The organism is Acinetobacter sp. NIPH 2699, from assembly GCF_022549355.1.
GTDB lineage: Bacteria > Pseudomonadota > Gammaproteobacteria > Pseudomonadales > Moraxellaceae > Acinetobacter.
The window spans coordinates 166,357-190,522 of the sequence record NZ_JAKZGL010000004.1 but is presented as its reverse complement, the minus strand read 5'-3'; the positions used below and the strand labels follow the sequence as shown (position 1 = coordinate 190,522).

At 40.8% G+C, this 24,166-nt stretch carries 20 protein-coding genes; 12 read left to right on the top strand and 8 right to left on the bottom strand.

The window, feature by feature from the left end:
• Positions 1-9: 9 nt before the first annotated feature.
• Both MMP72_RS06015 and radA read right to left on the bottom strand, forming a co-directional pair.
• The gene (locus MMP72_RS06015; RefSeq protein ID WP_241315467.1) at positions 10-1,020 is read right to left on the bottom strand and encodes a Tim44-like domain-containing protein; all 1,011 of its coding nucleotides are present in this window, start codon (positions 1,018-1,020) and stop codon (positions 10-12) included.
• Positions 1,021-1,367: 347 nt separating this feature from the next.
• Complete coding sequence (gene radA, locus MMP72_RS06010) at positions 1,368-2,762, bottom strand: DNA repair protein RadA (RefSeq protein WP_241315466.1); 1,395 nt, start codon at positions 2,760-2,762, stop codon at positions 1,368-1,370.
• 353 nt (positions 2,763-3,115) lie between these two features.
• Between radA and MMP72_RS06005 the strand changes: the two genes are divergently transcribed.
• The 6 genes from MMP72_RS06005 (at position 3,116) to MMP72_RS05980 (ending at position 9,484) form a co-directional block, all read left to right on the top strand.
• Positions 3,116-4,609 carry an alanine/glycine:cation symporter family protein gene (locus MMP72_RS06005; RefSeq protein WP_241315462.1) on the top strand — a complete coding sequence of 498 codons (1,494 nt, stop codon included), beginning with the start codon at positions 3,116-3,118 and terminating at the stop codon, positions 4,607-4,609.
• Positions 4,610-4,918: 309 nt separating this feature from the next.
• Positions 4,919-6,328: an amino acid permease gene (locus tag MMP72_RS06000; RefSeq protein WP_241315461.1), complete on the top strand. Its 1,410-nt coding sequence runs from the start codon at positions 4,919-4,921 to the stop codon at positions 6,326-6,328.
• Between the two features lie 119 nt (positions 6,329-6,447).
• The gene (locus MMP72_RS05995) at positions 6,448-6,687 is read left to right on the top strand and encodes a lipoprotein (RefSeq protein ID WP_241315460.1); all 240 of its coding nucleotides are present in this window, start codon (positions 6,448-6,450) and stop codon (positions 6,685-6,687) included.
• A 22-nt stretch (positions 6,688-6,709) separates the two neighbouring features.
• Positions 6,710-7,960 (top strand): diaminopimelate decarboxylase, encoded by a 1,251-nt coding sequence (gene lysA / locus MMP72_RS05990; RefSeq protein WP_241315459.1) that lies wholly within the window; start codon positions 6,710-6,712, stop codon positions 7,958-7,960.
• A 6-nt stretch (positions 7,961-7,966) separates the two neighbouring features.
• On the top strand, positions 7,967-8,821 hold the full coding sequence (dapF, locus tag MMP72_RS05985) for a diaminopimelate epimerase (protein ID WP_241315457.1): 855 nt from the start codon (positions 7,967-7,969) through the stop codon (positions 8,819-8,821).
• A 57-nt stretch (positions 8,822-8,878) separates the two neighbouring features.
• Entirely contained in the window at positions 8,879-9,484 is a 606-nt protein-coding gene (locus MMP72_RS05980) for an alpha/beta hydrolase (RefSeq protein ID WP_241315455.1), read from the top strand.
• A 3-nt stretch (positions 9,485-9,487) separates the two neighbouring features.
• On the opposite strand, the gene MMP72_RS05975 is transcribed toward MMP72_RS05980, so the two are convergent.
• Positions 9,488-10,099, bottom strand: coding sequence for a LysE family translocator (locus tag MMP72_RS05975; RefSeq protein ID WP_241315646.1), 612 nt, complete (start codon positions 10,097-10,099; stop codon positions 9,488-9,490).
• A gap of 161 nt (positions 10,100-10,260) precedes the next feature.
• Between MMP72_RS05975 and xerA the strand changes: the two genes are divergently transcribed.
• The 5 genes from xerA to gyrA all read left to right on the top strand — a co-directional run bounded on the left by xerA (position 10,261) and on the right by gyrA (position 17,241).
• Positions 10,261-11,148 carry a site-specific tyrosine recombinase/integron integrase gene (gene xerA, locus MMP72_RS05970; RefSeq protein WP_241315644.1) on the top strand — a complete coding sequence of 296 codons (888 nt, stop codon included), beginning with the start codon at positions 10,261-10,263 and terminating at the stop codon, positions 11,146-11,148.
• 437 nt (positions 11,149-11,585) lie between these two features.
• The gene (locus MMP72_RS05965; RefSeq protein WP_241315453.1) at positions 11,586-12,335 is read left to right on the top strand and encodes an electron transfer flavoprotein subunit beta/FixA family protein; all 750 of its coding nucleotides are present in this window, start codon (positions 11,586-11,588) and stop codon (positions 12,333-12,335) included.
• Positions 12,336-12,352: 17 nt separating this feature from the next.
• Complete coding sequence (locus MMP72_RS05960; protein WP_121928501.1) at positions 12,353-13,288, top strand: FAD-binding protein; 936 nt, start codon at positions 12,353-12,355, stop codon at positions 13,286-13,288.
• Between the two features lie 318 nt (positions 13,289-13,606).
• Entirely contained in the window at positions 13,607-14,155 is a 549-nt protein-coding gene (locus tag MMP72_RS05955; protein WP_241315451.1) for a hypothetical protein, read from the top strand.
• Between the two features lie 338 nt (positions 14,156-14,493).
• Positions 14,494-17,241, top strand: a complete 2,748-nt coding sequence (gene gyrA, locus MMP72_RS05950; protein WP_241315449.1) for a DNA gyrase subunit A — start codon at positions 14,494-14,496, stop codon at positions 17,239-17,241.
• Between the two features lie 354 nt (positions 17,242-17,595).
• Here gyrA and MMP72_RS05945 read toward each other — a convergent pair whose 3' ends face one another.
• Genes MMP72_RS05945 through MMP72_RS05930 form a run of 4 tightly spaced genes read right to left on the bottom strand, consistent with a single transcriptional unit; the run spans position 17,596 to position 22,514 of the window.
• Positions 17,596-18,714 carry an ABC transporter permease gene (locus tag MMP72_RS05945; RefSeq protein ID WP_241315447.1) on the bottom strand — a complete coding sequence of 373 codons (1,119 nt, stop codon included), beginning with the start codon at positions 18,712-18,714 and terminating at the stop codon, positions 17,596-17,598.
• The gene (locus tag MMP72_RS05940; protein ID WP_241315445.1) at positions 18,711-19,841 is read right to left on the bottom strand and encodes an ABC transporter permease; all 1,131 of its coding nucleotides are present in this window, start codon (positions 19,839-19,841) and stop codon (positions 18,711-18,713) included. The genes MMP72_RS05945 and MMP72_RS05940 overlap by 4 nt, the downstream gene beginning before the upstream one ends.
• Before the next feature lie 3 nt (positions 19,842-19,844).
• A complete protein-coding gene (locus tag MMP72_RS05935; RefSeq protein WP_241315443.1) occupies positions 19,845-21,005 on the bottom strand; it encodes an efflux RND transporter periplasmic adaptor subunit in 1,161 nt (386 codons plus the stop codon).
• Positions 21,006-21,017: 12 nt separating this feature from the next.
• On the bottom strand, positions 21,018-22,514 hold the full coding sequence (locus MMP72_RS05930; protein ID WP_241315441.1) for a TolC family protein: 1,497 nt from the start codon (positions 22,512-22,514) through the stop codon (positions 21,018-21,020).
• Between the two features lie 350 nt (positions 22,515-22,864).
• Here MMP72_RS05930 and serC point away from each other — a divergent pair, with 350 nt between their 5' ends.
• Positions 22,865-23,944, top strand: a complete 1,080-nt coding sequence (serC, locus tag MMP72_RS05925) for a 3-phosphoserine/phosphohydroxythreonine transaminase (RefSeq protein ID WP_241315439.1) — start codon at positions 22,865-22,867, stop codon at positions 23,942-23,944.
• Positions 23,945-24,012: 68 nt separating this feature from the next.
• On the opposite strand, the gene MMP72_RS05920 is transcribed toward serC, so the two are convergent.
• Entirely contained in the window at positions 24,013-24,156 is a 144-nt protein-coding gene (locus tag MMP72_RS05920) for a hypothetical protein (RefSeq protein ID WP_004668950.1), read from the bottom strand.
• Between the last annotated feature and the right edge of the window lie 10 nt (positions 24,157-24,166).

Sequence of the window (24,166 nt, the reverse complement as noted above, 5' to 3'; positions counted from 1 at the left end):
TATTAGGTTTTAAGCCTGTTGAATGCCTGCAACAACCCAATCTTGTTGTGAGCCAGCAGGTTTAACAAAATGCCAAATCTCAGTAAATGGCTGTGGCAAGCTGTTTAAATCTTCACTCACAGTACCCGTAAAACGAACGCTGACAACGTATTGACCATTCTCAGTTGAACTTTCAACGACCATTGCATTGAGGTTGCTAAATTCAGCAACATCTTGGTCTTGGTTCGCCATAATGTCGCTATACATTGAGTTGTAAAGCTCAGGTGACAAATAACGACGAATTTCTTCGATATTGCTTGCGTTGTTTACCGACTGAATATGGTTAAAACGTTGACGTGCAGTACGCAAAAATGCAGCAGGTTCAGTACCATCTGGCAGTTGATTGCCATTACTCATAGATGCACTACCAAATGGTGCTTGAGTTGGAGCATTGCCGAAAGGTGCTTGAGTTGCAGCACCACCACCAACTGATTGACCAAAGATATTGGTGTTGTCACCTGTTTGGCGAGCAGTTGGTTGAGGTGTTGTTTGGCGGCTAAAATTATTTTGACCGCCATGATTTGGAGCGTATGGATTACTTGCTGCTAATTTTTTTTTTGCGCCTAATCTGCGGAACACAAAGAAGGCGGCTGCTGCTGCAAGTAGAACCCAAATCCAGTTAACACCCTGTTTCTCCTCTTGCGCTGCAACGGCTTGTTGTTCTGTTTGAGCTGGATCGGTGGAGGTATTGTCATCGGCTAATGCATTTGCAGCGACAGCACCAATTGCTGCACCCGCAACACCCGCTGCAACCATGCCGCCAACACCTGGACCTGCTTTTTGAGGTGCGGCAGTTGGAGCGGCTTGTTGTTGTGCTGGTGGAGTCGCTTGGCGAGGTTGCTGATAAGACTGACTAGATGAGTTAGATCTGCTCATACCATGACTCTTTCCGCCACCTGCACGCTTCGCTTCTGCAAGCGGTGCAGCAACTAAAGTTGCCATTAATAAAGCTGCCATCAAGCCACGCTGGTGTACTTGCATCGAAAATCCCTATTTAGTTCCAATTAGTAAGTGTATTTATGCAGGCATTCATAGTGAATTTCAACTAGAAAAGCATTTTTTTTATTAAGGGCTTGCTGAGCGTTCATTTATGATTGCGACAGAGCATATTTTTTAGATCACACAAGGCATGGCTAGTGAAATTTAGCTATTCTAAATGAATCAGACATAACGCTGTGGTATCAAAAAATATGCCTGTCCCGCAGGGTTGCGTCTAAAATTTAAACATACTTCGTTATGAAACTTGGAAAGGGAATAGCCATTTCCTATGTTTCCTGCCTCGTCTGCTAAAATTTTAGCCTACAACGCAATTCATTGATGAATGTTCATCAAGCCCCTAATTCATCACTGAGCTGCATCGCTTCTGTTAATGCTTCATGTAATCGTGCCACAGCAATGATTTGAACGCCTTCGATTGGTTTCTGTGGTGTGTTGCCGCGAGGCAAAATCACATATTTAAAACCATGCTTTGCGGCTTCTTTTAAACGTTCCTGACCATTGGGTACAGGGCGGATTTCTCCAGATAGCCCAACTTCCCCAAAAACAGCCAATTGTTGAGGCAGCGCTTTACCACGTAAGCTGGAGGCACAGGCAAGTAGAACTGCAAGATCAGAACCAGTCTCCGTGATTTTTAAACCACCGACCACATTGATATAGACATCTTGACCAGCAGTTTGCACCCCACCGTGTCGATGCATGACTGCAAGTAGCATATTTAAACGGTTTTGTTCCAAACCAAGCGCTACTCGACGAGGTTGACCATGGGCATCATCGACTAAGGCTTGAACTTCAACCAGTAGTGGGCGGGTTCCTTCACGGCTGATCATCACAATTGAACCGGGAATGGCTTCATCGTAACGACTTAGGAAAATTGCGGATGGATTGGCGACCTCACGTAGACCTTTATCGGTCATTGCAAATACCCCAAGTTCGTTGACTGCACCAAAACGGTTCTTTACGGCCCGAATCATGCGATAACGTGAGTCAGATTGACCTTCAAAATAGAGTACACAATCGACCATGTGTTCTAAAACACGAGGACCAGCCAGCGCACCTTCTTTTGTGACATGACCGACCAGAAACAAAGCAGTGCCGCTATTTTTGGCGTAACGGGTGAGTAATGCTGCTGACTCTCGAATTTGTGAGACACCACCAGGTGCGGATTGTAAGGTTTCGGTATAAAGGGTTTGAATGGAGTCCAAAATGGCAACGGCAGGGCGTACTTGAGCTAAAACCTCACATATACGTTCTACACAGGTTTCAGCCATGACTTTCAGTTGATCTGTAGGCAAGTCTAAACGTTGTGCTCGCAATGCAACCTGAGAAAGTGACTCTTCACCAGTGACATAGAGGGCAGAACTTTTTTTACTTGCCATGTGTGTTGCTGTTTGCAGCAAGATTGTGGATTTACCAATCCCCGGATCGCCACCAATCAATACCACTGAACCAGTGACTAGACCACCGCCCAAAACACGATCAAACTCACTCACACCAGTGGCTAAGCGTGTTTCATTGGAGACGGAAACTTGGTTTAAAGTGGTAATACTCGCTGCTTGACCTGCATATCCACCTCCCATTTTAGGTTGACTACGATGAGTGACACTCGGTTCGATACGGACTTCGGTTAGACTATTCCACTCACCGCATTCGGTACATTGCCCAGCCCATTTTGGATGATCTGCACCACATTGTTCGCAACGGTAAACCGTTTTAATTTTTGCCATATTAAAAATTGAAAATTTTCTGTAAATTAGTTAAAAAGTAAAGTAATTACGAAAATGATTCGTCGAGTCCATTTTTCTGGATCAGAATAAAGGGAAAAGGGCGTTTTCGTAACTCACTGGCCAAAGGGATGTGCTCAGAAAAATAACATGATATAAGACTTTTACAAGTAAGATACAGTGTGTTTTTGAGTCAAGATATTTGTTCAATTCACTTTTTCCATGGAAGGTATTTGAGCATTTGTTCAATTCTCGTTGTGATAATACAATTGAGTGGCATAGATATTGCTTTGCTCAAACAAATGGAAATATAACGGTTGTTATATTTTCAACATATATAAAAAAGGTTGATGTTTATGAGTGCAGCAGAAATTGTTGATTGGGTAAATAGTATTATTTGGAGTCCAGCTCTCATCTATTTATGTTTAGGTGCTGGTTTGTTTTTCTCGATTCTGACGCGTTTTGTTCAAGTCCGACAAATAAAAGAAATGATCAGGCTTTTATTCAAAGGTGGTTCATCAGCGCAAGGTATTTCATCGTTTCAGGCGCTTTCTGTTTCACTTTCAGGCCGTGTCGGTGTGGGTAATATTGCTGGGGTAGCCGCAGCGATTGGTTTTGGTGGTCCAGGTGCTGTGTTTTGGATGTGGGTGGTTGCATTTCTAGGTGCAAGTACCGCTTATGTCGAATCAACCTTAGGTCAAATCTATAAAGTTGAATATCAAGGTCAGTATCGTGGTGGTCCCGCTTTTTATTTTGATAAAGGTTTAGGGCAACGCTGGTTGGGTATTCTATTTGCGATTGCAGCGATTATTTCCTGTGGTCTGTTCTTACCGGGTATTCAAGCGAATGCGGTAGGCAATGCCTTTACGCAAATTACAGGTGAAGGTGCCATTGTTTTTGGAAATGTTGGTGCTTATAAGCTGCTGGCTCTGGTTGTAATTGTTAGCTTATTGTCGATCATTATTTTCGGTGGTATTAAACGTATTGCGCGTTTTGCTGAGGTTGTTGTCCCATTTATGGCGCTTGGCTACATCCTCATGGCAGTTGTGATTGTATGTATCAATATTCAAGAATTGCCTGGTGTGATCAAAATGATTTTTGCAGATGCATTTTCACCTATGGCGGGTATTGGTGCTGCGATTGGTTGGGGGGTAAAACGTGGTGTTTACTCAAATGAAGCCGGTCAAGGGACAGGTCCTCATGCAGCTGCCGCGGCAGAAGTACAACATCCCGCTCAACAAGGTCTTGTACAATCATTTTCAATTTATATTGATACCTTATTTGTGTGTTCTGCAACAGCATTTATGATTCTGATCACAGGTATGTATAACGTACAAGGGACTTTAGAAGCAGGTCAATTTATTGTACAAAATGTTGCTGCAACAGCAGAAATCGGCTCACCAGCATTTACCCAAATGGCTGTTAGTACTGTCTTTGGTGGTTTTGGTCAGATCTTTGTCGCACTTGCAGTGTTCTTTTTCGCATTTACCACGATTGTTGCTTACTACTATATTGCTGAAACAAACATTACCTATTTGAGTTACATCACAAGAACGCCTTCTTTGTTGTTTCTGACGAAGTGCTTTATTATGATTTCAGTGTCTTATGGTGTGCTTAGTGCGACAGGTTATATTTGGGGAATTGGTGATATTGGTGTTGGTTTAATGGCATGGATTAATATCATTGGTATTATTATTACTTATTTTATTTGGAAACCAACGATCAAGGCACTTAATGATTATGAGCAACAGCAAAAAGCTGGTGTGACTGAGTTTACCTTTGATCCACTGAAACTTGGGATTCGTAATGCGACATTTTGGGAAGAGAGAATTAAAAATAAACAAAAGTAATCATTTCATGGTTTAAATATAAATCAATATTTATCCAAAAAAGAAGCGGCGATTATCGTCGCTTCTTTTTTTTAGAAATCTGATCAGTCATGCTTTGTTTTTATAAGTAGATTGTATTGTCCTATTCTAGTGCGTATCATCCAATCCATTTTATTTCACTTGAAATATTTACTAATTAAGGTGGTAAAATTGGTCGGCTGAAAGCATCCTCAAAAATGCATATTGATAAAAGATGCCTGAAAATGGTGCGAAATATTTTTTGACTTGATTTTAGTTGACGAACCAAAATACTGGAGTGTTTTTGTAAAAATGTCGAATCAAAATCTAAGTGAATCTATAGAACAGGCCGGGCTTCACCGTAGTCTGTCCAATCGTCATCTTCAACTTATTGCAATTGGTGGCGCGATTGGGACAGGATTGTTCATGGGTTCAGGCAAAACCATTAGTTTGGCAGGACCCTCTATTTTATTCATTTATATGACCATTGGTCTGATGGTTTTTTTCGTCATGCGTGCCCTTGGTGAATTACTTCTATCAAATCTAAACTATAAATCCTTTATTGATTTATCCACTGATTTAATCGGTCCTTGGGCTGGATATTTTGTCGGTTGGACATACTGGCTCTGTTGGGTCACGATTGGAATTGCAGATTTATCAGCCATCATTTATTACCTTGAATTTTTCAATGCAGGTCAGTCCTTTAGTCCACTTGAAGGTTTGTTGATTAGTGTATTGGCTATTTTATTTGTTCTTGGTTTGAACTTGGTGACGGTCAGGTTATTTGGAGAAATAGAATTCTGGTTTGCAATGGTAAAAATTACAGCAATTATTGTATTAATTGCGGTTGGTTTATGGATGATTTTTACAGGATTTACCAGTGAAACAGGTACGGTTGCCAGCGTAGCCAATTTGTGGATGCATGGTGGGCTATTTCCAACAGGTCTGAGTGGCTTTTTGGCTGGATTCCAAATCGCAATTTTTGCCTTTGTTGGTGTGGAATTAGTGGGTACCACGGCTGCTGAAACCAAGGACCCTGAACGTAATTTGCCTAGAGCGATTAATTCAATTCCAGTGCGTATCATTATTTTCTATGTGTTGGCGTTGTTTGTGGTGATGTGCGTGACACCTTGGGATCAAATTAACCCGAAAGTCAGCCCCTTTGTTGATATCTTCTCACAAGCAGGCATTGCTTCCGCTGCGATCATTATGAACTTGGTGGTGTTATCTTCAGTGATGTCATCAATGAATAGTGGGGTCTTTTCGACCAGCCGTATGTTGTTTGGATTATCAACAGATAAGCAAGCTCCGAAACTATTTGGAAAATTGTCCAAATCTGCGGTTCCAGCCAAAGCCTTAATCTTTTCTTCAGTCTGTATCTTTATTGGTGCTTTTGTTCAGTTTGTTTATAAGTTGCAGACAGGAACCAATGATGAAGTAACTGCGTTTACTTTGGCCACAACCTTATCGACTATTCTCTTTATTTGTGTGTGGATGATTATTTTGTGGAGTTATATTAACTATCGTAAAAAATCACCTGAATTACATGAACAGTCAACATTTAAGCTTCCTGGCGGTGTCGTAACGTGTTGGGTGGTTATTCTATTTTTTATCGCAACCATTTATTTCCTTGCTTTGGATGAAACAACTTTAGAGGCGTTGAAAGTGAGTCCAATTTGGTTTGTGATTTTAGCGATTGGCTATTTATTCGCAAAAAAATAAATAAACTGAAGGATCAAGAGAAGAAACGCCAGCAGAAGTTGGCGTTTTTTTATGTTTAGACTTTAGCCTATCGATTGATCACGCTATACTGCTGCGAATTGTAAAAGTTAGGTGCTCAGATGCGTCCAGTCATTTGTTCTATCAGTGTGTTGCTGAGTTGTGTGGTATTAACTGCATGCGGTCAGTCGGGTGCATTGCAACTTCCTTCTGATCCAAATCATGATAAGCGTGCAAAATACCTGCTTTATAAAAATGAGGCGTCTACTGTCAAAGCATCATCTGAGGTAAATGCAGATGAAGCGAAAGCGGAAAGCCAAGCAACATTATCAACGACTGAATCACAACCAACGTCACCTTAAGTTTGTACACAAGGACATTTTCATGAGTTTCACGCGCATTAATGGAGTATTGCATGCTGAGCAATGTTCATTAGATCAGCTCGCACAGCAATTTGGCACGCCTTTATATGTTTATTCAAAAGCAACTTTGGAGAAGCATTATTTGGATATGCACCGTGCTTTTGATTTTATTGATCATCAAATCTGTTTTGCGGTGAAGTCAAACTCAAATATCGCTGTTTTAAATGTTTTGGCAAAACTCGGCGCTGGTTTTGATATTGTGACAGGTGGTGAGTTGGCGCGTGTGCTTGCAGCAGGTGGTGAGCCATCAAAGATTGTATTCTCTGGTTTAGGTAAATCTGAAGCTGATATTGAAAAAGCGTTAAATGTCGGTATTGCTTGTTTCAATGTTGAATCGTATGCAGAGCTTGATCGTATTCAAAAAGTTGCAGCCAAGTTAGAGAAAAAAGCACCGATTTCTTTACGTGTCAATCCTGATGTCGATGCCAAAACTCATCCCTATATTTCAACGGGTTTGAAAGAGAACAAGTTTGGTATTCCAAGTGATACAGTCAATGAAACCTATCAATACGCTGCGTCATTAGCAAACTTAGAGATTGTGGGGATTGACTGTCATATTGGTTCTCAATTGACCGAGACCAAGCCTTTTGTCGATGCGCTTGATCGTGTGATGCTGATGATAGAGCAGTTGAAAAACTTAGGTATCACGCTCAAACATATTGATATTGGTGGCGGTTTAGGTGTTTGTTATAAAGATGAAGTGCCACCAAGTGTTGCGGAATATGCCAATGCACTTCGACCTGCTTTAGAACAGTTAGGTTTGAAAGTGTATATGGAGCCGGGGCGTAGTATTTCTGCTAACGCGGGTGCACTATTGACCAAGGTTGATTTACTTAAACCAACCAATCATCGTAATTTTGCCATCATTGATGCGGCAATGAATGATCTGATTCGTCCAGCGTTGTATGAGGCGTGGATGGATATTCAATCCGTCAATCCAAATGCGGATGTTGACGTGAAAACTTGGGATCTAGTCGGTGCGATTTGCGAGACAGGCGATTTTCTAGGCAAAGAGCGCGATTTAGCGTTGCAGGAAAACGATGTATTGGCAGTATTGGGTGCAGGTGCATACGGTTTTGTCATGAGCTCAAATTACAATACCCGTGGTCGTGCTGCTGAAGTTATGGTCAATGGCGATCAAGCCTATTTAATTCGTGAACGTGAAACAATAGAATCACTCTGGGAAAAAGAGCATTTGTTGCCTGAGGAGTAAATCGGGATGTATTTAGAATTTACCAAAATGCATGGTCTGGGCAATGACTTTATGGTTGTTGACTTGATTACCCAGCGCGCTTATTTAGATACTGTGACGATTCAGCGGTTGGCTGATCGCCATTTTGGTGTGGGTTTTGATCAACTTTTAATTGTTGAACCACCTGATTTTCCAGATGTGGATTTTAAATATCGTATTTTCAATGCGGATGGTTCTGAAGTAGAACAGTGTGGTAATGGGGTACGTTGTTTTGCACGTTTTGTACATGAGCGTCAATTGACCACCAAAACCAAAATCCGTGTGCAAACCAAAGCAGGTATTGTCGAGCCTGAGCTGGGTGCAAATGGTTTGGTTCGTGTGAATATGGGCTATCCAAAATTTTTGCCGCAAGAGATTCCATTTTTAACGGATGAACATGAAGATGCAGAAGGTCTTTATGCACTTGGTTTAGCCAGTGACAAAAGTATCAATATTGATGTGGTCAATATGGGTAATCCGCATGCCGTTACCATTGTTGCAGATGTCATTACTGCTGATGTTGCAGGGATTGGACCGCAAGTCGAATCGCATGTTCGTTTTCCTCAACGTGTCAATGCAGGATTTATGCAAATCTTGGATGAAAAACATGTGCGCTTACGTGTGTTTGAACGTGGGGTGGGTGAAACTCTAGCGTGTGGAACGGGAGCTTGTGCTGCCGCAGTGAGTGGGATGCGCCGTGGTTTACTTGCCAATGAAGTTGAGGTTCAACTTGCTGGTGGTAAGTTACATATTGCTTGGCGTGAAGGTGATGTGGTTTGGATGACAGGCCCAACCACGCATGTCTATGATGCACGTTTGGATTTAAGATATTTTCAAGGTTAATTGAATCAGAGCACCAGATGGTGCTCTTTCTTTTTCAGCTAAAACAAAAAGTTGTTTATGAATAAAATTATCTTTTTACCTGGTGCTTCTGGCGATCTTAGATTTTGGCAGCCCGTCAGTGACTTGTTGCCAGCTATCTATTCTAAAGAAATGATCGCTTATCCGGGATTTGGCAGTGTTGAAGCGAACCATGATTTAACAAGCTTTGATGATTTGATTGATTATGTCGTTGGGAAAATACAACAAGAATGTGTCATTGTTGCTCAATCGATGGGTGGTATTTTTGCGGTAGCTGCGGCATTGCAGAAACCTGAACTGATAAAAGGCTTGGTGCTGGTTGCAACATCGGGTGGTATTCCACTAGAACCTTTTCAAGTACAAGATTGGCGAGAAGGTTATCACCAGCATTATTCTCAATATCCAGACTGGTTTGTGACAGCCAATATAAATTTTGAAGCTGAGTTAGATTCAATTAAAAATGAAGTATTGTTGTTGTGGGGAGACCACGATCCTTTCAGTACACCTGCTGTCGGCGAGTATTTAAGCCAGCGCTTTCCGCATGCTGAATTGCATATTATTCATGGTGGTGATCACCAGTTCGCCCATACGTATGCACAGATCGTTGCTGTGCATATCAACCATTATTTGAACAGAATCTTATAGGTTTTAACGTTTACTCAATGCGAGTTTTAGTGCAAATAAAACAAAAATACTGCCTGTAATGCGATCCATATAGCGAATAAATTTCGGTTGCTTTAAATAATGCGAAACGGATTGCATGGCAGAGATGAGAAAAACTGACCAAATAAACCCAATGATTACATGAATCATCACCAGTCCCATGGTCCAAGCAACTGGTGAGGCAGAGTGTGGAGTAAATTGAGGGAGGAATGAAAGATAAAAAATACCAACTTTAGGATTAAGCAAATTTCCGAAAAAGCCTTTGATAAACCAGTTTTGGTTCGATCCAGAACGTGGTGTACTTGCTAGTTGTGTTCTGGGTTTTAAGATCATATTGAGTCCCAGCCATGCAAGATAAACAGCCCCGATCCATTTCAAAACATGAAAGGCTAGATCAGAAGTCATTAACAAAGCACCTAAGCCACAAGCGACGATTATGCCCCAAGCAATACAACCTAAATTAATTCCTAAAGCGGCTTGAAAGGCTTTGGCTTTACCTTCCAGCGTTGCGGTACGAATAATCAGCGTGGTATCTAGACCTGGGGTAATGGTGAGTAATGTAATTGCGATCAGATATGGAATTAGAATTGTTGTCATCATGATAAGGCACGATCTAAAACTTGAAATTTATTGTATTACAAGCAGCCATAATCTTGGAGATTTGTCTAATACGATACAGAAAAAAATTGTTAGACTGTAGGCATGATAAATGAAATAAGACGGAGAGCAATTTGGAAACCCATGCAAAACTGCTTTCCATGTGGTTAAAAGAACGAATGATCCAAAATCAGTCTGAACATACCATTACGGCTTATCGGCGTGATTTAACCGACTTTTTCCAATTTTGTGAACACAAACAACTACAACTACAAGACGTTGAGGCATCTGACCTAAGACAGTATTTGGCTGAGCGAGTGGAACGCGATCAACTTGGTTCAAGTAGTCTGCAACGACATCTGACTTCAATCCGCCAATTTATGAAATGGGCGGAACAGGGGCAATACTTAGCACAAAATCCATCAGAAGATTTTAAGTTAAAACGTCAAGCTCGACCTTTACCCGGTTTGATTGATATTGAAACTGTCAATCAAATATTAGACCAAACCGCGCCTGAAAAACCGATTGATCAACAGCTATGGTTGCGAGACAAAGCGATTTTGGAATTGCTCTATTCTAGTGGTTTGCGTTTGGCTGAATTGCAAGGTTTAACCATCAAAGATATTGATTTCAATCGACAGTTATTACGTATCACAGGTAAAGGTAATAAAACACGTATTGTGCCTTTTGGCTGTAAAGCCAAAGAAAGCTTGATTGAATGGTTTAAAATCTATCGGATTTGGGCAGGTGAATTCACAGCAGATTCGGCGGTATTTATCACCCAGCGAGGACATGTCTTAAAGCCACGACAAATCGAAAATAGGGTGAAGCAGCAAGCACAAAGAGCGGGAGTCGATGTTGATTTGCATCCGCATTTATTAAGACATTGTTTTGCCAGCCATATGCTCTCTGCCAGTGGAGATTTACGTTCTGTGCAAGAGATGTTAGGACATAGTAATCTTTCAACGACCCAAATTTATACGCATGTGGATTTTGATCAACTGGCAAAAGTTTATGACCAAGCCCACCCAAGAGCGCAAAAAAGCTAAATATTGATATATTCTGTTGCAAAATTGAGTGTTTAATAACCGACCATTTTCAACTTTGTCGTGAAAGTTTGTTTAATTGGTGTTCTTACTTTATTGCCAAGTTTTTGTAAAATGGCTGTGAGAGTCAAACTCACTGGTAATGATCGCTTACAGATCATGCTTGTTCGGTAGAAAACATGTGTTTTAGGTTGTTGAATTCTTTAAATTATTAGAAAAATCAAAGTTTAATGTTGATGTTGATTAATGATCCAATGTCTGTGCTGAATCAGAATTTTAAATTAGTGAACTGAGCATTTCATCTTTTTTCTAGTCGTAGCGGAAATTGTGACTTGACCAAAATGCCAAATACATTGCAAGATAGGGCACCTAAAAAGTTTCGATCGAAGAGTTAGAATGCTCTTTACTACATTTACTTGTTTAGAACAGCCGAGGATTACATGAAGGCTCTTGTTGCTGTAAAACGTGTGGTTGATGCCAACGTTAAAGTTCGTGTTAAACCGGACAATAGTGGGGTTGACCTTACCAACGTTAAGATGTCAATTAACCCATTCTGTGAAATCGCAGTGGAAGAAGCGGTTCGCTTAAAAGAAAAAGGAACGGTTTCAGAAATCGTTGTTGTTTCAGTGGGTTCTAAAGACGCGCAAGAACAAATTCGTTCTGCAATGGCTTTAGGTGCTGACCGCGGTATTTTAGTTGAAACTGCTGACGAAGTCGGCGCTTTAGAAGTTGCTAAAATTCTAAAAGGCGTTGTTGATGCTGAAAAACCAGAACTTATTCTTCTAGGTAAACAAGCCATTGATGACGACTCTAACCAAGTAGGTCAAATGCTTGGCGCTTTACTCGGTGCAGGTCAAGGTACTTTCGCATCTGAAGTTAAAGTTGATGGTGGAACGGTTCAAGTAACGCGTGAAATCGACGGTGGTTTACAAACTGTTGAGCTTGGTCTTCCTGCAATCATCACGACTGACTTGCGTTTGAATGAGCCACGTTATGCTGCTCTTCCAAACATTATGAAAGCTCGTAAGAAGCCACTTGATGTTAAATCACCTGCTGACTATGGCGTTGCAACAGGCACTAAACTTAAAACAATTAAAGTTGAAGCACCTGCTGAACGTAAAGCTGGCGTGCAAGTGAAGTCTGTAGACGAGCTTGTTGAAAAATTGAAAAATGAAGCGAAAGTGATCTAATACAGAAGGATAAAATCATGAGTATTTTAGTTATCGCTGATCACAACAACCAGACACTTAACGGTGCAACTTTAAACGTTGTTGCGGCAGCTCAAAAAATCGGTGGTGATATTACTGTATTAGTAGCAGGTTCAGGCGCTCAAGCAGCTGCTGATGCTGCTGCTAAAGTTGCTGGCGTGAGCAAAGTATTGCTTGCTGACAATGCTGCGTATGCAAACCAATTGGCTGAAAACGTTGCTGGCTTAGTGGCTGACATCGCGAAAGGTGGTTACAAATACGTACTTGCTGCTTCTACAACGACTGGTAAGAACTTGCTTCCACGTGTTGCTGCACTTCTTGATGTAAGCATGATTACAGACATCATTGCTGTTGATTCTGCTAATACATTCAAGCGTCCAATCTATGCAGGTAATGCAATCGCAACTGTTCAATCTGACGAAGCAATCATCGTTGGTACGGTTCGTGGTACAGCATTTGATGCAGTTGCTGCTGAAGGTGGTTCTGCTGCGGTTGAAGCGGTAAGTGATGCAAAAGATGCGGGTATTTCTAAGTTCGTAAACGAAGAAATCGTGAAACTTGATCGTCCAGAATTAACAGCTGCACGTATCGTTGTTTCTGGTGGTCGTGGTGTTGGTTCTGGTGAGAACTACCACAAAGTACTTGACCCATTGGCTGATAAGCTTGGTGCTGCTCAAGGTGCATCACGTGCTGCGGTTGATGCTGGTTTCGTACCAAATGACTTCCAAGTTGGTCAAACTGGTAAAATCGTTGCGCCTGATCTTTATATGGCAATCGGTATCTCTGGTGCGATTCAGCATTTAGCTGGTATGAAAGATTCTAAAGTTATTGTTGCAATCAACAAAGACGAAGAAGCGCCAATCAACAGCGTTGCTGACTACTGGTTAGTGGGTGACTTGAACACTGTTGTACCAGAATTGGTATCTAAGCTTTAATTCTTTTGAATTAAAGTCTAAAAAAGCGCTCTTGCGCAGGCAGTTAAAGCGATGCTTTACTGCTCTGCTCAGGGGCGTTTTTTTTTGACCTTAAATTTCAGCAAAATTTTGATTGAAATAGGGCCATTGAAAATATGGATAAGCAGCGGATAAAGAAACTGATACAAAATCTGTATTGTGCTATGATATGCCGCTTTTTGGTACTACCCATATTTTTGGTTTGGAGTTGAGTTTTTGCAGCTAGATACTCGTCTTACGTGGCCTGTTGTTATCCTCTTTGTTCTATCTTGTTTTATACCGCTTTTGGCAGATTTTCATGTGCCTATATTTCAAGAGCATTTTGTTCGACAAGTTGAAAATGTGCAGGCAATGTTCTTGCTGTTTTTTGCTATCTTTAGTTATTTCTATATGCGTCCTTTGACCCTTTCGCATGGTAAAAAGATTTTTTGGGTATGGGCGATATTGTGGTGGGTGCTACTGTTCGGACGAAGCACCAGTTGGGGACGTGACTATTTTCCAGATGTGCCAAAACCATATTTTCGTGCGATATCTGTGTTATTGATTGGATCTGTGACTTTCATGCTCTTTTCAAAGACATTGTGGCAAGAGATCTTGGCTAAGTTTCGATATGCATCTATCCCAATTTGGGGCTTCTTGCTTGCTGCATTTGGTCTCATTGTTTCTGATGCAGTTGAACATCATCGCATCATTGCGAGTGTATTTTTACACGATGTACGCTATCAAGACTTGGTCGAAGAGTTGTATGAATTTCTTGTGATTTTTGGCTTATTTTTGGTGACGTTCCCTTTGATGTATGCGGATAAGCATGCGAATCAATCCAGTGAAATAGAAAATCAATTAGGTTAATCAAGTACTTTATTAGCATGTTATTCGGTTTATTTGCTTTGAAAACGCTTGTTTAAACGGTTGAATTACTTGATGGCATAACGAGCTTTAATACCTCAAAACACCTCTTATTTTTTAAGAGGTTTTTTTATGTAATCAGTATGTAAGAAGTTTGTGGAATTGGTTGAAATAAATCCAAATAATCATGGTTATAGATCGTAAGTGACACACAAATTTAGTCTCTAATATGTTATACTGATCAACTGAATTTTTGATGTCGATTTGGTTTTTCTGAGTCGATTTTTTAGCGAGTTTTGAGACATATAAGTGCGAGATTTTTCTCGTAGAAAGGAGTATGCATGAGCGTATCGGAAATCAGACCGATTGCCATTGAGGACGAACTCAAGCATTCATATCTAGATTACGCGATGAGCGTAATTGTATCTCGTGCGTTACCAGATGTAAGAGACGGTCTTAAACCTGTTCATCGTCGTGTGTTGTTTGCAATGCATGAATTGGGCAATGATTATAACAAAGCATACAAAAAGTCTGCTCGTGTTGTCGGGGACGTGATCGGTAAATATCACCCTCACGGTGACAGTGCAGTATACGAAACAATTGTTCGTATGGCGCAGAACTTTAGCTTGCGTTACATGTTGGTTGATGGTCAAGGTAACTTCGGTTCTGTCGATGGGGATAGCGCGGCAGCAATGCGTTATACCGAAGTTCGTATGCAGAAGTTGACCCATGAAATTTTGGCAGATTTAGAAAAAGATACGGTCGATTGGGAAGATAACTACGACGGTTCTGAGCGTATTCCTCAAGTCATGCCAACACGTATTCCAAATCTTTTGATTAATGGAACCACGGGTATTGCAGTGGGTATGGCGACCAATATGGCGCCTCACAACATGACTGAAGTGGTAAATGCTTGTTTGGCTTATGCAAATAATCCAAATATTTCTGTAGAAGGATTGATGGAGCATATTACGGGTCCAGATTTTCCTACAGGCGGTATTATTTACGGTAAATCAGGCATTGTTGATGCTTATCGTACAGGTAAAGGTCGTTTACATATTCGTGGTAAATATCACTTCGAAGAAGATCAAAAATCAGGCCGAACGACTATTGTCTTTACTGAGATTCCTTATCAAGTCAATAAAGCAAGAACCATTGAACGTATTGCTGAGTTGGTGAAAGAAAAGAAATTAGAAGGTATTTCTGAGCTTCGTGACGAGTCAGATAAAGATGGTATGCGTATCGCGATTGATTTGAAACGCGGTGAAAATGCAGAAATTGTTGTAAACAATTTATTTCTACATACCCAGCTTCAAAACTCGTTCAGTATCAATATGGTTTGTCTAGATAATGGTCAACCAAAATTGATGAATCTAAAAGAGATTATTGCGGCATTTATTCGTCACCGTCAAGAAGTGGTGACTCGCCGTACCATGTTCGAACTGCGTAAAGCACGTGAACGTGGACATATCTTAGAAGGTTTAACGGTTGCTTTAGCCAATATCGATAAGATCATTGAAACCATTAAGACTTCTGCGAACCCAGCCGAAGCGCGCGAGCGTTTACAAACTGGTGAGTGGGCAGGCGGTGGCGTCATTGCTTTATTGGAAAAAGCAGGTGCAATTTCTGTTCGTCCAGATGAGATTGAAGGTGAAGATCCTACTCGTCCATTTGGTTTGTCAGGTGACATCTATCGCTTATCACCAACACAAGTTTCTGCAATTCTAGAATTACGCCTACATCGTTTAACGGGTTTAGAGCAAGATAAGCTACACGCAGAATATACTGAAATCTTAGGTCAAATTGCTGAATTAACAGCAATTCTTAATGACTTCAATCTATTGATGAATTTGATTCGTGAAGAGCTTGCTTTAATCATACAGCAGTATGGTGATGCACGTCGCACAGAAATTATTGAGTCTGGTGTTGATTTCTGCCGTGAAGACTTGATCCCAGAAGAACAAGTGGTACTTACTGTTTCTCAAACAGGCTATGCGAAAACTCAACCGCTTTCTGATTATCAAGCGCAGCGTCGTGGTGGTCGTGGTAAGTCAGCAACCTCAATGAAAGATGATGACATCATCCAACATTTAATCGTTGCTTCAAACCATGCAACCGTACTGTGTTTCACCAACGTGGGTAAAGTTTATCGCTTAAGAGTCTTTGAAGTACCTCAAGCATCACGCGGTGCGAAAGGTCGTCCAATTGTGAATTTGTTGCCACTTGATGCAAATGAAACAGTGACTGCAATTCTGCCACTCAAAGATTTCCCTGAAAACCATTATGTCTTTATGGCAACAGCATCAGGAACGGTAAAACGTGTTGAGCTGGTACAGTTTAGCAATGTTCGTTCAAATGGTTTACGTGCGATTGAACTCAACGAAGAAGATACCTTAATCGGTGTTGCAATCACTGACGGCAAGCAGCAAATCATGTTGTTCTCGAACGAAGGTAAGGCCATTCGTTTTGCTGAAACTGATGTTCGTGCGATGGGACGTACTGCAAAAGGTGTACGTGGTATGCGTGTCAGCTTTGCAAGTAGTGTGTTGGAAGTCGAAGAGACAGACATCATTGAAAGTGATGAATCAGATGATGGCGATGACGTAGCGGAATTAAATGTCATCAGCCGCATTGTGTCACTTGTGGTTGTTCCTGAAACAGGTGAAGTGCTCTGTGCGTGTGCTAACGGTTATGGTAAGCGTACTCCAGTTGGTGATTTCCCAACCAAGAAACGTGGTGGTAAGGGTGTCATCGCGATCAAAACCTCTGAACGTAATGGCGAGTTAGTTGGCGCTGTTTCGATTGACGAGAGTAAAGAGCTGATGTTGATTTCTGATGGTGGTACTTTAGTTCGTACTCGTGCTTCAGAGGTTGCTACTACAGGTCGAAATGCACAAGGTGTCCGCCTCATTCGTTTAAGTGAAGTTGAAACCTTAGTTGGTGTTGTTTCGATTGAAGCTGTTGAAGTAGAAGATGATGAAGAATTGGATGTTTTAGAAGAAGTCCAATTAACTGAGACAGCGACTTCTGAAACGGTTAAAACCGATGATGTTGTTGCTGAACCAAAAGATGATACTGCCGAAGACTAAATAGCAGTCCAATCTGATGAGAAAACCCAAAGATTTCGGTCTTTGGGTTTTTTTATGCAATCACTTGATTGAATAGTATCATTACGGAGTCTTGCCGAGTTCTCATCCTATTTCTGGATAAGCCACTTCGTCTTGCACATGACCAAAGCTTTATTCGCTTTGGTTTGCTCAGGCTCGACCTACTTTTCTTTCGGGAAAAGTAGGCAAAACCATTTGTCATCCACAAAACCTGTTCACTTCTTGCAAAGAATTAATTTATCGCAGAAAAATCTCCCTTTTTATACCACGCAGGTTGTGGATGACGTTTCCGAGTATCCTATTTTTTCTAGGATTTTATATCAAATTCTAGTTAGTTTAGCCTTGTACTTCGACTTTCTCCATAGGCTTCATCATCACCAAACGATAATAAGAAATCGTTAGCAATACTGCACCCAGTGTCGCCAAATAAATTAATTTTGGAACCACAATCGCAGTTGGTACACCCATTTGATTGAGTTGTACAAACATTTGTACGCCATGCGTAGACGGTAGCACCCATGCGAATGCTTGCATCCATTCGGGCATAGCCGCGTGTGGCCAAGCTGCGCCTGTCAGTAAAAAGAGAGGAATAGAGGTCACTACAATTAAATGCCCGACACGTTCAGGCATATCAACAAGTGAGCCGAGTAACATACCGAGACCAATGACACAGCTCACATAGATGGGCACAGCAAGTAACATGCCCCAAAAGTTTCCACCATGTGGATATTCATATAGCCAAAAGGTGAAGCCATATAAATAGAGACCTCCTAAGCCGCTAATCGTAAGGATAGTGGCAAAAATTGCCCAAAATTCGATAGGTTGTGCTGACCAGCCTTTTTCACGATAACTGGCGATCAGCATTGCTAAGCCGAGCAAAATGGTTTGATGAATGATTAAACTGGCGACCGCAGGAAAGATATAGCTGCCATAACCCGATAAAGTGTTGAATAGTGGAATATCATGAATCGGCATTTCTATTTCAAACTGTGAGGCCTCACCAAACTTTTCCATATACTCTTTTAGAGTATATTCAATAGAGGTAGCAAGACCTGTACCTGCCTCTTTGGTTTGCAGAAAATAAGCGGTACTGAGATAGAGTCCGATACCGCCCATTTCGCCATGCATGAGACTTTGGCTTAGATTTTCAGGGAGTAATAGAATGGCTTCGGCTTTTTGGTTTTTAACCATTTGCTCAGCTTCGAGAAAATTACTGGTGACTGCTTGAATATGAATATGTGGACTGTTCGCAGCCTGACTAATAATTTTAGATGTTAAAGCACTTTGTTCTTCATCGACAATGACGATCGGAATATGTTCCGCCACCTGAGCTTTGTAGGCGGTTGGATAGAAAAAGCTGTACATGAGGATCGAGACAATTAGTGTCGTAAACACTGAATTGTTTTTCACAATGTTTTTAAAAGTTTGCTGGTAATAGAAGAAAAATGATTTCATGAGTTGAGCTCCTGAACATTTTTCTTTAATAGGCGAATACTGAGTAGTGTGAATAGTCCAGCAAAAACCAATAGAATTGCGAATGGTGCAAGTGAAACGATGACATTACTTCCAATGACCCATTGTTCGGTTTGTAACTTGGCATATGGGGTAAATGGAATAATCATTGACCAGAATTGTGTGAATATTGGTGCGTTATTCAAGGGGAGAGTGACCCCCGCAAAGCTCATGGATGAACCGCCATACAGTGCGATAAAACCAAAGGTTTTGGGCAGATCCTTAGTGGCTAATATAACGCTACTACTGATCATGGCATAAGCGAAATAAAAGACAAATTGAGCAAGCAGCAGAAAACTTAATGAGCCTGCAATAAAATAGCCTTTGATGTGAGCAAGCCAGAACATCCAGCACCATGTCCAGAAACAGAAAATGAGGACATAGAGCAGAACCTTAGCAAAAAATCGGGACACGATATGGGTTGAACCAACCCATTCTGTAAAGGTATGTCGTTTGAATTCCTGTCCAATCGCAAAGGCAATGCAACAACACAATAATAAATGCAGTACGGCTGGCACGATAAAGGGTTCTAAAAATAATTCATAACTCATGCTGGGGTTATAGAGCATGGAGACTTTGACATGTGGCGTAGGGAATTCAGCATAGGGAATCTTATTGGTCAAATAGCTATTGCCTAAGTAATCGCCAATCGCATTTAAGGTGCTAGTTTGCATCGCAGAAGCAATGCTATTACCAATACTAAAAAAGGATTGGTTATAGGCCATACTGATTTGAGCATTTTTTGCCTGTACCAGTCGTTGCTCGGCCCCTTCTGGAATAAAAACAAAGCCCCAAACCTGCGTATTATTCACCATCCGTTCAACCTCATCTTGGCTAGAACTGATGGTCTTAATCTTCAGGCTTGGGTTAATACTGAGGTTATGGATAATTTTTTGGCTTAACTGGCTTTGGTCTTGATCAATAATGGCAATTGGTAAATGTTCAGCTTTGCCGGCTGAAAGCATGCTGGCAAAAAATATGATCACCAGTAGTGGCATGACAATCGCCATAAAAGCATCCACTTTATGGCGTTTTAAATAACGTAACTCCCGCAGCATGACAGCAAACATCGGTTATTTTGCCTCTTCAATTTTGAATAAGACACTCATACCCACTTTCAAGTCAGGGATAAACTGTTCAGGAACTAAATGAAATTTAAAGCTGCGGATATCATAACCACCTGTTTGGCGTGTGGTTTTAATAGTTGCAAAGTCACCCTCAGCATCAATATTTTTCACTTTAAAGGTGATTTTCTGATTCAGGGCAGGAACAAAGCCTTCTAAGGTTTTGTTCTTATAAATACTGTTATACATGTCTTCACGGACATTTAAACTAACCCATAACGCATGATCTTCAATGATGCTGACTACGGGTACACCTGTTGCGACCAATTCAGTAGGTTTGCCATAAGTTTTGGATACTGTGCCATCAATGGGTGAATAAAGTTTGGTTTCTTCAGTCAACGCATTGGCTTCTTTCACCGCCGCTTGGGCCATAGCAACCTGTGCATCGGCAGTCGATTTCTGTTGTTCAGTACTGCCTCGTTTCGCACGTGCATACTGCTGATAAGATGCTTCTGCTGTTTCACGAGCAGAGGTTTGTGTGGCCAGCATTTCATCACGGCGTTGGCGAGAAATAACGCCTTGTTGGAATAGGGTTTCGCCACGTTTATACGTGGTCGCGGCTAATTCTGCTTGCGTTTTCATCGCTTGCCAGTTGGCATACAGTGTTTCGATGTTTTCTTGTTGCGCGCCACGATAGACGGTAGAGTGAAAGGCTGTTGCACTTTGCAATGCAGCTTGTGCTTGTTCTCTTTTTGCTTCTAATTCAGGGCTAACAAAACGAATTAAAGGCTGTCCTTTTTTAATGTTTTGCCCTTCAGACACATAAAACTCCTCGATACGACTCGGGACTTTCGTGCTGATATGAACGGTTTCTGCTTCTACACGACCTTGTAATTCAACGGCTTGGGGTTGATAGGCTTTCCACAAACCAAACGCAATGATTCCAAGAAGTAAGAGCACAATCATCAGACCAATAATTTTAGCTTTGCCTTTTTTAGGCGCTTCTGTTGGCTGATCTTGTGTCGTCTCCGTAGTTGACGTTGTTTCATCAACTTTTTCGGAAGTGGTTGCTTGCTGTTCTGTCGTTGCTTCGGTTGCTTGTGTTTCAGTGGCTTTATTCACGTCATCTGTATCGCGTTCTGAATTGGATGGTGATTGATTTTGGCTCATAATATTCTCCAATTAGCGGATATAGTCAGTACGCGGTTGGTTCACATAAAGCTTAAATTCATCAATCGAACCATAGCTTTGTAGTAAAGTAGCCAGAGATAAAATGTATTTATAAGAATTAAGTGCCATTTCACTTCTTAAACCGCTTAAGGCATTTTGAGCATCAATGACTTGGGTTGCAGTACCCATGCCTTCTTTAAATGAGAGTTGTTGAATACGTAGGTTTTCTTGCGCTGCTTTGGTATTTTGAGTTAGGAGTTGATGACTGGTCTGAGACGCGTTTAATTCGCTATAAGATTTGTATAAGACATTTTCGATTTCTTGCTTGGTGCGTTCTGTCATGAGCTCAGCTGCGTAGTGTTTCAGTTCCGCTGCATGTACATTTTTATTTTTATCTATTCCAGAAAATAAATTGTATTTTGCCATCACACCGACGATCCAGTTTTCTTTGTCATCTAAACCATATTCGCCAAAAGCAAACAGGCTAGGTCTTTTGGCTGCTTGTTGAACTTTGACATTTTCACTGGCAAGTTGAGTGTCCATTTGCAGCTTTTTGACCAAACTAGAGCTTTGGTCATAGCTGGCCAGTAATTTATCCAGTGAATGGTTTTGTGCAGTATTTACAAAGAGTGGAGTGCTTAGCTTTAAGCCTTCTTTGGTCTGCAATAAATTTTGTAGACTAAATTGACTGGCACGTAAATTCGATTGTGCATTTTGATAGGTGCGTTCAGCATTATTCCGCGCCACTTCAAATTGCATGCGTTGACCTTTATTAATAAAGCCTTGCTGTTCTAATTTAAGCGCATTGTTATAGTGTTCCTGCATTGCATTTAGATTGAATAAAGTCGCATTCAACAATTGTTGCTGTAATTGCACATTAAAATACGATTGAATCATTTCAAAGCGCTGAGAATCTTGTTGTTGTTTTTCACTGATATTTGAGCGTTGGGCTTGAATGCTTGCAATTTGCTTGGCACTGCTAATTTTTCCGCCCGTATACAATGGCATCACCATTGAAATTGAGGTTCGGACATCGTGATCTTTAAGGGTGACATCTAGATTATTGGGAACTTGATTGAGACCATCATTTACCGTCTGATCAAAACCTTGACTGATTTGATCAATTACCTCTGGCGAGAGTACATTTTCCCATTGGGATAATTTGTCATCAAAACCACGGGTCAGTGAGTTTTCTAATCTGCGTTTACTCGACTCTAAAGGAACACTGGTTTCACTATGAAAAGAGTAGGCACGTGCATTTAAATCAATACGAGGAAGACCTAAATATTTGACTGCTTCCATTTCTAGTTGTGAGGCTTGTTGCAGGGCTTGTTGTGCTTGAGATGCATACGCATTTTCGACCACATATTGTTCGGCTTCACTATAACTCAAGGTCTGGGCAAATAAAGAAGTCGAAAAGAGAGCACAGCCAATGAAGTGAAGACTCAAGCTGAGTTGTTTTTGCAGCCGTTTGACCTTAAAACTTGGTCGATCATTTTGTTTCAACATTCGAGTATGTCGCAATTCAATATTATCCTAAGGTGAGTCTAAATTGTTTTTATAAAATTTAAATATTATGTTTTTAATTAAATAGTTATATCGCTCCGATTGGTGTATTTAATTTGTAAAAAATAGAGTTTTTAATCTAAATAAAATCAGTTTTCATGTCATGATTTTTGTTTGAAAAATAAGCGAGTAAATTGCTATTCAGTATCAATGTAATGACAAATACATGATTGAAAAATTACTCTTATTTTCAGAGTCAAATTGAAATATTTACTGGATAAGCTGCTGCAAGCTGCGTCAATCTGTGCTTAAATTCCTATCTCAATTTGTTTCACTTTGACAAGGGAAAATTCATGCGTGCTTATAATTTCTGCGCTGGTCCTGCTGCATTACCTACTGCCGTTTTAGAAAAAGCTCAACAAGAGATGTTGGATTGGCAAGGTAAAGGGTTGTCGATCATGGAAATGAGTCATCGTAGCAATGACTATGTTGCTGTAGCAGAAAAGGCTGAAGCTGACTTGCGAAAGCTCATGAACATTCCTGAGAACTACAAAGTCTTGTTCTTACAAGGTGGCGCATCCTTACAGTTTTCAGCGATTCCACTGAATTTGTTAGGACAAAATAACAAGGCGGATTATATCCATACTGGAATCTGGTCTGAGAAAGCATTAAAAGAAGCTAAACGCTATGGTGATATTAATATCATTGAGGCGGGGACTTTAATCGATGGTAAACATGCCATTACTGAACAAAGCACTTGGAACCTTTCGAATGATGCAGCTTATGTGCATTATGCAGATAATGAAACCATCGGTGGTTTACAGTTTGCAGGTGTTCCAGAGGTAAATGCACCGTTGGTTTGTGATTATTCTTCAAGTATTTTGTCTGCACCATTGGATGTGACTAAATTTGGTTTAATCTATGCAGGCGCACAAAAGAATATTGGGCCAGCAGGTTTAACGATTGTGATTATTCGTGATGATTTGCTTGATCAAGCGAAATCTGAAATCCCAAGCATTTTAAAATATGCAGACCAAGCGAAGAATGGCTCAATGGTAAATACGCCAGCAACTTATGCATGGTATTTATCTGGCTTAGTGTTTGAATGGTTACTTGAGCAGGGCGGGGTAGACGCAATGTATAAGATTAACCAAGAGAAAGCCAATCTACTCTATGGTTATATTGATTCTAGCGATTTTTATAATAACCCTATTGCACTGCCAAATCGCTCAATGATGAACGTGCCATTTACACTGGCTGATGAAGCATTGGAAAAGATCTTCTTAAAAGAAGCAGAGCAAAATCACTTGCTTAACTTGGCTGGTCATCGTTCAGTAGGTGGCATGCGCGCCAGTATTTATAATGCTGTTCCGCTAGAAGGCGTTCAAGCATTGGTGAATTTTATGGATGAGTTTGTAAAACGACATGGTTAAACTGTACTAGATAAAATAAAAGCCCTCAACGAGGGCTTTTATTTTATAAATATGATAATGGTCAAAAATTAGAACAAGCCAATTTGATGAAAAATGAGTGCTGCTAAAAACATACCAAGTAAAAAAAAGCAATAAGCACCAACATCAAGTTTAAGACCTTGATCACTCGAATGAATAAGACTGGTGGTCGTTTGTTCTGGTATAATTTTCATTAGAACGCCT

Bases quoted from the DNA above. Each gene is read 5' to 3' on its own strand.
- MMP72_RS06015 (WP_241315467.1), bottom strand. From the start codon at position 1,020: ATGCAAGTACACCAGCGTGGCTTGATGGCAGCTTTATTAATGGCAACT.
- radA (WP_241315466.1), bottom strand. From the start codon at position 2,762: ATGGCAAAAATTAAAACGGTTTACCGTTGCGAACAATGTGGTGCAGAT.
- MMP72_RS06005 (WP_241315462.1), top strand. From the start codon at position 3,116: ATGAGTGCAGCAGAAATTGTTGATTGGGTAAATAGTATTATTTGGAGT.
- MMP72_RS06000 (WP_241315461.1), top strand. From the start codon at position 4,919: ATGTCGAATCAAAATCTAAGTGAATCTATAGAACAGGCCGGGCTTCAC.
- MMP72_RS05995 (WP_241315460.1), top strand. From the start codon at position 6,448: ATGCGTCCAGTCATTTGTTCTATCAGTGTGTTGCTGAGTTGTGTGGTA.
- lysA (WP_241315459.1), top strand. From the start codon at position 6,710: ATGAGTTTCACGCGCATTAATGGAGTATTGCATGCTGAGCAATGTTCA.
- dapF (WP_241315457.1), top strand. From the start codon at position 7,967: ATGTATTTAGAATTTACCAAAATGCATGGTCTGGGCAATGACTTTATG.
- MMP72_RS05980 (WP_241315455.1), top strand. From the start codon at position 8,879: ATGAATAAAATTATCTTTTTACCTGGTGCTTCTGGCGATCTTAGATTT.
- MMP72_RS05975 (WP_241315646.1), bottom strand. From the start codon at position 10,099: ATGACAACAATTCTAATTCCATATCTGATCGCAATTACATTACTCACC.
- xerA (WP_241315644.1), top strand. From the start codon at position 10,261: ATGTGGTTAAAAGAACGAATGATCCAAAATCAGTCTGAACATACCATT.
- MMP72_RS05965 (WP_241315453.1), top strand. From the start codon at position 11,586: ATGAAGGCTCTTGTTGCTGTAAAACGTGTGGTTGATGCCAACGTTAAA.
- MMP72_RS05960 (WP_121928501.1), top strand. From the start codon at position 12,353: ATGAGTATTTTAGTTATCGCTGATCACAACAACCAGACACTTAACGGT.
- gyrA (WP_241315449.1), top strand. From the start codon at position 14,494: ATGAGCGTATCGGAAATCAGACCGATTGCCATTGAGGACGAACTCAAG.
- MMP72_RS05945 (WP_241315447.1), bottom strand. From the start codon at position 18,714: ATGAAATCATTTTTCTTCTATTACCAGCAAACTTTTAAAAACATTGTG.
- MMP72_RS05940 (WP_241315445.1), bottom strand. From the start codon at position 19,841: ATGTTTGCTGTCATGCTGCGGGAGTTACGTTATTTAAAACGCCATAAA.
- MMP72_RS05935 (WP_241315443.1), bottom strand. From the start codon at position 21,005: ATGAGCCAAAATCAATCACCATCCAATTCAGAACGCGATACAGATGAC.
- MMP72_RS05930 (WP_241315441.1), bottom strand. From the start codon at position 22,514: ATGTTGAAACAAAATGATCGACCAAGTTTTAAGGTCAAACGGCTGCAA.
- serC (WP_241315439.1), top strand. From the start codon at position 22,865: ATGCGTGCTTATAATTTCTGCGCTGGTCCTGCTGCATTACCTACTGCC.
- MMP72_RS05920 (WP_004668950.1), bottom strand. From the start codon at position 24,156: ATGAAAATTATACCAGAACAAACGACCACCAGTCTTATTCATTCGAGT.